Source organism: Candidatus Kuenenbacteria bacterium (assembly GCA_012797775.1).
In the GTDB taxonomy this organism is placed as follows: domain Bacteria; phylum Patescibacteriota; class Patescibacteriia; order UBA2196; family GWA2-42-15; genus JAAZMX01.
The window spans coordinates 61,631-70,995 of the sequence record JAAZOM010000022.1; the positions used below are offsets into that span (position 1 = coordinate 61,631).

Genomic DNA, 9,365 nt, shown 5'->3' on the forward strand with positions numbered 1-9,365 from the left:
TATGAAATTTTATATCACCACAACTTTACCTTATGTCAATGCCGAGCCACATATCGGCTTTGCTTTGGAAATTGTGCAAGCTGACGCCATCGCCCGTTGGCGCGCTCAAAATGGCGACGAGGTGTTCTTTAATACCGGCACCGACGAGCATGGGCTGAAAATTTATCGCAAAGCTCTAGAGCTCGGAGTTGACCCGCAAAAATACTGCGACGAATATGCCGTCAAATTTGACAGCTTAAAAAGCGCTCTAAACTTGAGCTACAACAGTTTTATTCGTACTACTGACGAGCACCATCTCAAGGCCGCTCAGGATTTTTGGCGTCTTTGTGAAAAAAATGGTGATATTTATAAGAAAAATTATCAAGTCAAATATTGTGTTGGTTGCGAACTGGAAAAGACAGAATCAGAACTAGAAAACGGTAAATGCCCCATCCATCCCAATTTAGAATTAGAATTAATTGACGAGGAAAATTATTTTTTCCGTTTTTCCAAATATCAAAAACCACTTCTAGATTTGTATGAAAAAAATCCTAATTTTGTCGTACCCGCTCACCGCCTCAAAGAAATAAAAAGCTTTATTGAATCAGGCCCGGAAGATTTTAGTGTTTCCCGGCTCAAAGAAAAAATGTCTTGGGGTATCCCAGTACCCGGTGACGAGAGTCAAGTGATGTATGTCTGGTTTGATGCGCTGATTAATTATATTTCTTGTCTTGGCTGGCCCAAAGACGAAAAAAGATTCCAAGATTTTTGGCCAGGTGTTCAGGTCGCCGGCAAGGATAATCTGCGCCAGCAAACGGCTATGTGGCAGGCCATGCTTTTGTCCGCCGGTTTGCCGCCCTCCAAACAGGTGATGATTCACGGGTTTATTACGGCCGGTGGTGAAAAAATGAGCAAATCTCTCGGCAATGTCGTCAACCCTTTTGACTTGGTAGAAAAGTATGGTACTGATGCCGTGCGCTATTATCTGCTCGCCAAATTGCCACCCTTTGAAGATGGCGATTATACTGAAGAAAAATTTAAAGAAGCCTACACTGCTGATCTGTGCAACGGCCTTGGCAATCTAGTTTCTCGTGTTTCCAACCTGATTGAGAAAAATAATTTATCACTCAAATTATATACCGATAGTGATGATGAAATAAAAAAGAGCTTTGATCAAAAATTATCCGCCTATAAATTCAACGAGGTCTTGGAAATTCTCTGGAGCAAACTGCGCGCTTGCGACGAAACCATCACCAAAACAGAACCCTGGAAAATAAAAGACAAAGAAGAGTTGAAGAAAATATTAGAACCAATTGCCCAAGATATTTTAGATGTAGCGATTTTACTCCAATCATTTTTGCCAAATACTGCAGAAAAGATTATTCGAACGTTTACTACCGAGAAAATTGTGAAAAGTGAAATTTTGTTTCCTAGAGTTTAATTATGCTTGAAGAACGTTTTAAAATCACCCCGGCTTCATATTTATTTCTCATCAATGATAAAAATGAATTGCTTTTAGGTTTGCGACAGAATACCGGCTATCGCGATGGACAACATGAGGTGCCCGCCGGTCACATTGAGGCAGGGGAATCTTTTGTTGATTGCATTGTCAGAGAGGCCAAAGAGGAAGCTAATGTAGAAATAAAAACGGAAGACCTAAAAATCGCTCATATTTTACATCGACTAAAGAGCGATGAAGAAGAGCCGGATAAAAACCTTCGTCAACGCCTAGATGTATTTTATATTGCCAAAAAGTGGTCTGGCGAAATCAACAATAATGAATCCAGCAAATGCGCTTATTGGCGCTGGTTTCCCCTAGATAAATTGCCCGACAATATTTTCCCTTATGTTAAATTCGCCCTAGAACAATATCAAAGAGGCGTCATGCTCAGCGAAATAGGGTTTAAAAATTAAAAATTAGAAACTTTACTCATATGCTCGTCATCGACATTATTTTGCTCATTATAATTCTGGGTTTTATTATCAACGGCTGGCAATTGGGTCTTATCAAAACCCTTGGCGCTTTGATTGGCATTCTGGTTGGTGTGGTTTTGGCTGGCCATTTTTTCAATGAGCTAGCCGTACTCCTCACTCCGGTTTTTGGCGGTCGCGAAAATCTCGCCAATATTATCAGCTTTTTGGCGATATTTTTGATCGTCAATGGTCTCGTTGCCATGGGCATCTGGCTTCTCAAGGGCACACTCAAGCTTCTTTCTTTTGTGCCATTTGTCAAACTAGTTGATCATATTGGTGGTGCGGTTGTCGGCCTTGTTTGCGGGGTTTTTGTCCTAGGGATTTTAATTGTGGTTGTTTATAAATATCCGGTTATCAATTTTCTGACCGTTTATTTGGAACAATCAAAAATTGTGCCGTTTATAGTCAAAGGCTCATCGGTTGTTATGCCCCTTTTGCCTGAAGCAGTCAAGCAAGTAAAAGATGTCCTAAAGGTTTAACATCTTTTCCCCTCCTCTCTGAGGAGGGGGTAGGGGGTGGTGGGAGACTCGCAGTAATTTGATTATATAAAAAACTTATTAGTGCAACTGTCCCACCACCCTGGCTCGCGAGCTCGCCACCCCCCCCTCAGGGAGGAGGGGAAATTCACGCGCCCGGATTAGTTTTTAGACTAAAAAATTCTAAAATTATTTTCATGCCCTTTCTTATTGACAGCCACGCCCATGTGAATTTCAACGCTTTCAAAGACGACGGAGAAGAAATTATCCGTCGTTCTTTGACTAAAGGTATCTGGATGGTCAATGTCGGTTCACAGCATGATACCTCCAAACGCGCTTTGGAAATTGCCAATCAATATGACGAGGGCGTTTATGCCGCTATTGGGCTACACCCGATTCATTTATCGCACACCGAAGTTGACGAAGAAGAAATTCATTTTCAGACCCGTGAGGAACAGTTTGATGAAAATAAATATCAAGCTCTAATTGACGCTGACAAAAATCATAAAATCGTGGCCGTAGGGGAGATTGGCCTTGATTATTTTCATATTCCGGCAGAGATGACCCTGGAAGAAGTGAGAAATCGTCAAGCACCAGATTTTATCAAACAGCTACATTTTGCCGCCAAAAATAATCTGCCAGTGATTATCCACTGCCGCGATTCTGAGCGTGGCAAATTTGACGCTTATCGAGATACTTTGGACATCCTGAAAGCAGAAATAAAAAATGGTTTGCAACTACGGGGCATCAAGCACAGCTTTGACGGCGATCTAAAGATTGCCGAAGAGTTTTTTCAATTGGGATTTTACATCAGCTTTACCGGCGTGATTACTTTTGGCAAAAATGCTGAAGATTTGCGCCAGCTAGTCAAAGCTTTACCCTTAGATAAAATATTAGTAGAAACCGATTGCCCCTATTTGGCTCCGGCCCCCCATCGCGGCGAGCGCAATGAACCAAGTTTTGTCGAATTTACCGCCCAAAAAATCGCGGAATTAAAAAATATTTCTTTGGATAAGGTTGCTGAAACTACTATGGAAAATACAAAAGATTTATTTAAATTTTAGGTCGAGTAACTTGTAACTAGTAACTCGTAATTAGTAAATGGTAGAATTTTTATTTTAAATAAAATAACAGTCCTTGTGCTAGTTACTAGTTACGAGTTACTAATTACTGCCTTGTTTTTATGCTCCGCTACTTTCTCCCTCCAATTTTAGCTTTTATCGCCTCACTACTGCTCACCAGAAAAGTCCGTCAGTTGGCTTTGCGATACAATATCGTTGATGCTCCGACCGAAGAGCGCAAAATCCAAAAAGGGCACGTACCACTGCTTGGCGGCTTGGCAGTTTATTTTTCCTTTCTAATTACTCTTTTAATTTGTTGGGGTGGGGGATTGCTATCTGATGGCAAAATTTCTATTAGCAAAATTTTGGGTATTATTCTCGGTGGATTAATTATTTGTATTGTTGGTTTTCTGGATGATCGCTACAATCTCAAAACCAAATCATTCTTTGGCCCACTTTTGGCAGCTCTTGTTGCAGTCGGCCTTGGCATTACCATCGGCTATATTACCAATCCATTTTTGGCTGGTACTGGTCCCTATGGTCGTGCTTTGTTCTATTTTGGGGGAATTATTGGCCCTCTGGCGAGTTTTTTCTGGCTTTTGGGCATGATGTATACTACCAAATTTTTAGATGGTCTAGACGGGCTTGTTTCTGGCATTGGCGCCATTGGCTCGATCATTCTTTTTATCGTTTCTCTTTTTTGGGATGTGCCCCAAAGCAGCACCTCTATTCTCTGTTTGGCCTTGGCTGGCAGCTGCCTTGGCTTTTTGGTTTACAATTGGCATCCGGCTTCAATTTTTCTCGGAGAATCCGGCTCTGTTTTTATTGGTTTTATGTTGGGCATCCTCTCTATTATCTCTGGTGGCAAAATCGCTACCGCGCTTTTGATCATGGGCATCCCTATTCTGGATGTCATCTGGGTGATTTTCCGCCGCATTTTCAAAGAACGTAAAAGCCCTTTTTCCGGCGACCGCAAACATCTGCATTTCCGCCTACTCGATGCCGGCTTTTCACACCGCAAGGTAGTTTTATTTTTATATCTAATTACCCTTATTTTTGGTACCTCGTCTCTTTTTCTCCAAAGTCAAAACAAAGTTACTGCTCTTGGCATCCTGATTATTTTCATGCTAATATTGGCAATCACATTGATACGCTTTAATAAAACAAAAATCAAATCTTAAAAAATAATCCCAAAAAGGAGGAAGGAATATGAATCTCAGTCTAATGATTCTTTTGGTTGGTTTTTTCGTCGCCTGTATCTATCAATTGTTTTTTAAGAGAAAGTACCCAATTTTTAAATACGAAGGAGGTGAATAACGTGCTACTTCTAACAATTCCATTGCCAAATATTGGTGGCTGGATTTTCCTAGCCACCTTGGTAGTTTTTTTTGCGGCTTGCTATCTGCTGACAAGGTCAGGGAGGGTCAAGGGCCGCAAAAGCGTCTAGCTCGCCATTCCACCAAATCTTAGCCCGCCCAGTTTCGCAAAAAATGCGGAATTCGGGCGGCTTTTTTTATTCTCCTGATTTGCTATAATAACAATAGAATAAAGGAGTATAAAATATCTAAATTATATGCCTAGTAAAAAGGTTATTTTAAAATTATCCGGTGAGCTTTTCTGTTCTGGTACCAATCCGATTGATATTGATAAAACATTTGCTTTGGCCAAAGAAATTATTAAAATAAAAAAAGATTATCAGTTGGGCGTAGTCTTTGGCGGGGGCAATATTTTTCGCGGCCGGCAGATGACTGGCAAAAAAATCACCAATCAGGCTGGTTGGCACTTTGTCGGTATGTCGGCCACTATGGTCAATGCCTTGGCACTCAAAGCCGCTTTTGATGAACTAAAAATGCCAGCCAGAATTATTTCCGCCTTTGACCCAGAGAAAACTAAAAAATTTTCCAATCAAGAAATTCTGATTTTTGCCGGTGGCACTGGAGTGCCATTTGTCACCACTGACTCGGCCGCGGTCAAGTATGCACTGGAATACCGGGCTGATTTAATTTTAAAGGGCACCAAAGTTTCCGGCGTTTACAGCGCCGATCCTCAAAAAAACAAACAGGCCAAAAAATTTGACCACCTTAGCCACAAAGAATATTCCCGCCTGAAAGACACCGCCATTTTTGACAAAAAAGCAGTGGCTCTCGCTGGCGAGCACAAATTACCGATTTATGTTTTCAAGTGGGACAAAGGAACATTGGCAAAAGCGGTGAAATTACAGGCCAATGGGACATTAATTTTATAAATCTTATTAAAAATTAATTTACAATAAGTATGAAAAAAATCGCCATCAATGGCTTTGGCCGTATCGGCCGGGCTGCCTTCAAGGTTGCTTTGGCACAAAAAAATATCAAGGTTGTCGCTATCAATGATTTGACTGATAATAAAACTCTGGCCCATCTTTTGAAATACGACACAGTTTATGGTGAATATGACAAGAAAGTGAGCTATACAGAAAAAGAATTAATTATTGATAAACAAAAAATACTATCATTCGCCGAAAAAGACCCGAGCAAATTGCCTTGGAAAAAACTCGGCGTCGACGTTGTTTTGGAATGCACGGGCATTTTCCGTGATCCTGCGAGTGCCGGGCTGCATCTCAAAGCTGGCGCCAAGCGAGTGATTATTTCTGCACCACCCAAAAGTGATGATGAAGTGAAAAATATTGTGCTCGGTGTCAATTTCAAAGATTACAAAGCTAAAACCGACAAAATTATTTCCAATGCCTCCTGCACCACCAATTGTATGGCTCCGGTGGCCAAGGTTTTGCATGATAACTTCGGCATTATTAAGGCTATGGCCAATACTATTCACTCTTACACTGCCGATCAAAATCTGGTTGATGGTCCGCACAAAGATCTGCGTCGGGCCCGCACTGCCGCTCAAAATATTGTCCCAACCTCTACTGGTTCAGCTATTGCCGTAGCCAAAGTTATTCCGGCACTCCAAGGCAAGATGACTTCAGTTGCTTATCGCGTACCCACCCCCTGTGTTTCTATGATAGAATTTGTTGCCCAGATTGAAAAACCTGCTACCGTTGAACAAATTAACAATGCTTTTATTTCCGCCGCCAAAAAAGAATTGCTAGATATTCTTATGGTCACGAGCGATGAATTGGTTTCCTCGGATTTTATCGGCAACCCTTATTCCGCTATTGTTGATATGAAATTGACCGAATCCCTCGCTGGCAATCTAGTCAAGGTTGTGGCTTGGTATGATAACGAGTGGGGCTATTCTAATCGCTTGGTGGAATTGGCAGAGTCGATGTAATAATTTCCAAGTAGAAAATTATAAATTGAAAATTAAAAATTAATCTTATGCCAAAACTCGTTCTCGATATTGAAACTGCTGGTAAAAACCTCTCGGATATGGATGAGGTTTCTATGGACTATATAAAGCATTGGGCCGAAAACTCTGCCAGTGACCCGGACGACAGTGAGTCTATAGATAATGAGATCAAAAAAATAGAAGATGGTTTTAGCGTCTCACCTCTGACTGCCGAGGTTGTTTGCATCGGTATGCTCAATCCAGAAACCAAAAAAGGCTTGGTTTATTACCAAGCGCCAAAGGCTGACAAAAAAGAATTTGAGGAAGAGGGGATAAAATTCACCACCATGAGTGAGCCAGAGATGCTACAGGGTTTTTGGGAACAGGTGAAATTTTATGATGAATTTATCACTTACAATGGCCGGGGTTTTGACGTGCCATTTCTGATGATCCGTTCTGCTATTCACAAAATCAAACCGAGTAAAAATTTGCTTTCCAATCGTTATCTCAATAGTCAGTTTAGCGGCGCCAAGCATTATGACCTGCAGGATTTATTACAATTTTACGGCGCTACTTGGGGCAAGCGCGGCTACAACCTGCATATGTTTTGCCAGGCTTTCAATATTAAAAGTCCAAAAGGTCAAGGTGTTTCCGGCGCCCATGTCAAAGAAATGTTTCAAGCCGGCGAATATGAAAAAATCGCCCGCTACAACATAGCCGATCTTTTTGCCACCGCCGAACTCTACGACTATTGGCAGAAATATTTGAATATTTAATTCGCATTTATGGTGAATAGTGAAAAACAGTTTAGCCGAGAGCAATTCCGTGAATCTCGCCCCGATCCCTTGGATATTATAAAAATAAATGGTCGCTGGGCACAGGTTTTCGGCGCCGGGTCACCAGACGAAATAATCAGATATCTAGACGGGGATGAAGAATACTCTAGAATATATTTCAATAAATTAGAGTTGCTTAATAAATGGGAAACTGGAGCAATAAACCTAAAAGCTATTTATGGTGTTGAATTGCCAGAAGAAATTGTCGCCAAAGCCAAGGGGGGTTATGAGGAAGAAGAAGACCCAGAACTCAAAGTCCATATCACGGTTTTTGGTGAATATGTTGATAAAAGTAAAGAGTAATTTCTAAAAATTAAAAATTTTAAATTATGGGTAGCTTTATAGAATTAAACGACACTCTTCAAATCACTACCGAGCAGGGTTTTCCGGTTGATGTTTTAGATTTGGAAAAACACAAAGCCAACCCGATTCAATTTGAACAAATAAAAGACAAGGTGTTTACTTTTCAGAATAAACCCAATGCCCGGATTTATCATATACCACCGAATCGCTGTTTTCTGGTTCATAATATCAACGGCAAGTGGCTCTATTGGGGCAAAATTTTTATGTTGGAGCAAACGATAAATGGCGAAAACCCCGATGCTCAAACCACTTCTGGCAAATATAAAATCATTGAGCTTTACGACCCAGCCTATCAAGAACAAATCACCAGTCATGAGTGCCCAGTAGGCAAGAGCTATTTTGACTAATGTCTTCGTCTAATAATTAATCAAAAGCATTATCTATTTTTAGGTAACGCTTTTTAATGTGTATTGACAAAACAAATCCGGCGTGCTAATCTGGGAGGCTTTTTACCTAATCAACGATCCGATGTTAGTGAAAAAAGCGAAAATGGAGGGTTTATGAAAAAGGTCATCGTTCTTGTTTTGGTCATTACTACTTGTCTCCTCGCTCTTTCCTGTTGCCCGGCGTGTGAGGGCACGGGCCGGGTGGCAGATGGCATCTGTCCCACCTGTAAAAAGGCCGGGGTTTTGTGGAAGGACAAAAAAAAGAAAGACATAATAGAGTGCCCAGACTGCAAGGGTACCGGATTGACCTACAAGACCTGTCCCGCTTGCAATGGTACAGGGTGGTAATCCCAGGTGATCACTTGCGCGCGCTGCAATGGCACGCGCAAAGAACCCTAAGAAACAAAGGCCCCCAAGCCGAGCAGAAATTTGCTCTGCGCTTTGGGGGCTTTTTTTATTACCCCTTACCAGCCATTGACAAAAATATATAAATATGATATTATAAATAAACTCAAAAAATGACCAAAATACAAGCTGATCTGATTTATATTGATAAGCTTTTATCACTATCAACCAGATTGGCACAGAAACACACAAAATCCTTTCCAAAAAAGACCTTTGGCTCTGCATAAAGCTAAATTGTCCAATCTGGAGCTTATTGCACCCAATCGGGTCAAAATAGTAACAGGAGGTAACATGTTTAAAAAGATGTTGTTCGTCGCGCTCGCGCTGGTGGCGTTGTTTGCAGTCGCAACCGAGGCAGCAAGCTGGTGGTACACCGCTGAGGAGATTTCCTACTTTGAAAAATTCAGGACGCTCTCTCAGGAGAAACGGGTTAGCGTGGTGTTTGAAGAGGTTTGCCTGCTGAATCAGGATAATTACCGCGACATCAATCTGGTCGTGGCGGGAAACCTGATTAAGTTACCGCTGGGGAAAAGCTACAAAGTCATGGAGAATGATGGCCGTGATTGCATGTGGATCGCCTCTGACTGGTTTACCCGCACATTCATCGCTCAGTATCTC

At 41.4% G+C, this 9,365-nt stretch carries 12 protein-coding genes; all 12 read left to right on the top strand.

Annotated elements, in window-relative coordinates:
- The first annotated feature begins 1 nt into the window (after position 1).
- On the top strand, positions 2-1,420 hold the full coding sequence (locus tag GYA54_03140) for a methionine--tRNA ligase (GenBank protein NMC51695.1): 1,419 nt from the start codon (positions 2-4) through the stop codon (positions 1,418-1,420).
- 2 nt (positions 1,421-1,422) lie between these two features.
- Positions 1,423-1,893, top strand: coding sequence for an NUDIX domain-containing protein (locus GYA54_03145; GenBank protein ID NMC51696.1), 471 nt, complete (start codon positions 1,423-1,425; stop codon positions 1,891-1,893).
- A gap of 20 nt (positions 1,894-1,913) precedes the next feature.
- Positions 1,914-2,432, top strand: coding sequence for a CvpA family protein (locus GYA54_03150; protein NMC51697.1), 519 nt, complete (start codon positions 1,914-1,916; stop codon positions 2,430-2,432).
- Between the two features lie 194 nt (positions 2,433-2,626).
- Positions 2,627-3,493 carry a TatD family hydrolase gene (locus tag GYA54_03155; protein NMC51698.1) on the top strand — a complete coding sequence of 289 codons (867 nt, stop codon included), beginning with the start codon at positions 2,627-2,629 and terminating at the stop codon, positions 3,491-3,493.
- 119 nt (positions 3,494-3,612) lie between these two features.
- The gene (locus GYA54_03160) at positions 3,613-4,671 is read left to right on the top strand and encodes an undecaprenyl/decaprenyl-phosphate alpha-N-acetylglucosaminyl 1-phosphate transferase (GenBank protein ID NMC51699.1); all 1,059 of its coding nucleotides are present in this window, start codon (positions 3,613-3,615) and stop codon (positions 4,669-4,671) included.
- Between the two features lie 392 nt (positions 4,672-5,063).
- Positions 5,064-5,735, top strand: coding sequence for a UMP kinase (locus tag GYA54_03165; protein NMC51700.1), 672 nt, complete (start codon positions 5,064-5,066; stop codon positions 5,733-5,735).
- 29 nt (positions 5,736-5,764) lie between these two features.
- Positions 5,765-6,760: a type I glyceraldehyde-3-phosphate dehydrogenase gene (gene gap, locus GYA54_03170; GenBank protein ID NMC51701.1), complete on the top strand. Its 996-nt coding sequence runs from the start codon at positions 5,765-5,767 to the stop codon at positions 6,758-6,760.
- Between the two features lie 47 nt (positions 6,761-6,807).
- The gene (locus GYA54_03175) at positions 6,808-7,533 is read left to right on the top strand and encodes a hypothetical protein (protein NMC51702.1); all 726 of its coding nucleotides are present in this window, start codon (positions 6,808-6,810) and stop codon (positions 7,531-7,533) included.
- Positions 7,534-7,542: 9 nt separating this feature from the next.
- A complete protein-coding gene (locus GYA54_03180) occupies positions 7,543-7,896 on the top strand; it encodes a hypothetical protein (GenBank protein NMC51703.1) in 354 nt (117 codons plus the stop codon).
- A gap of 26 nt (positions 7,897-7,922) precedes the next feature.
- Positions 7,923-8,303 carry a hypothetical protein gene (locus GYA54_03185; protein NMC51704.1) on the top strand — a complete coding sequence of 127 codons (381 nt, stop codon included), beginning with the start codon at positions 7,923-7,925 and terminating at the stop codon, positions 8,301-8,303.
- Positions 8,304-8,456: 153 nt separating this feature from the next.
- Positions 8,457-8,690, top strand: a complete 234-nt coding sequence (locus GYA54_03190) for a hypothetical protein (GenBank protein ID NMC51705.1) — start codon at positions 8,457-8,459, stop codon at positions 8,688-8,690.
- Positions 8,691-9,038: 348 nt separating this feature from the next.
- Positions 9,039-9,365, top strand: a 327-nt coding sequence (locus GYA54_03195) for a hypothetical protein (GenBank protein NMC51706.1), incomplete at its 3' end; no start/stop codon positions are given.

Excerpts from the sequence above, each read along its gene's own strand:
- GYA54_03190 (NMC51705.1), top strand. The coding sequence starts at position 8,457 with ATGAAAAAGGTCATCGTTCTTGTTTTGGTCATTACTACTTGTCTCCTC.
- GYA54_03150 (NMC51697.1), top strand. The coding sequence starts at position 1,914 with ATGCTCGTCATCGACATTATTTTGCTCATTATAATTCTGGGTTTTATT.
- gap (NMC51701.1), top strand. The coding sequence starts at position 5,765 with ATGAAAAAAATCGCCATCAATGGCTTTGGCCGTATCGGCCGGGCTGCC.
- GYA54_03140 (NMC51695.1), top strand. The coding sequence starts at position 2 with ATGAAATTTTATATCACCACAACTTTACCTTATGTCAATGCCGAGCCA.
- GYA54_03165 (NMC51700.1), top strand. The coding sequence starts at position 5,064 with ATGCCTAGTAAAAAGGTTATTTTAAAATTATCCGGTGAGCTTTTCTGT.
- GYA54_03185 (NMC51704.1), top strand. The coding sequence starts at position 7,923 with ATGGGTAGCTTTATAGAATTAAACGACACTCTTCAAATCACTACCGAG.
- GYA54_03145 (NMC51696.1), top strand. The coding sequence starts at position 1,423 with ATGCTTGAAGAACGTTTTAAAATCACCCCGGCTTCATATTTATTTCTC.
- GYA54_03175 (NMC51702.1), top strand. The coding sequence starts at position 6,808 with ATGCCAAAACTCGTTCTCGATATTGAAACTGCTGGTAAAAACCTCTCG.
- GYA54_03180 (NMC51703.1), top strand. The coding sequence starts at position 7,543 with ATGGTGAATAGTGAAAAACAGTTTAGCCGAGAGCAATTCCGTGAATCT.
- GYA54_03160 (NMC51699.1), top strand. The coding sequence starts at position 3,613 with ATGCTCCGCTACTTTCTCCCTCCAATTTTAGCTTTTATCGCCTCACTA.
- GYA54_03155 (NMC51698.1), top strand. The coding sequence starts at position 2,627 with ATGCCCTTTCTTATTGACAGCCACGCCCATGTGAATTTCAACGCTTTC.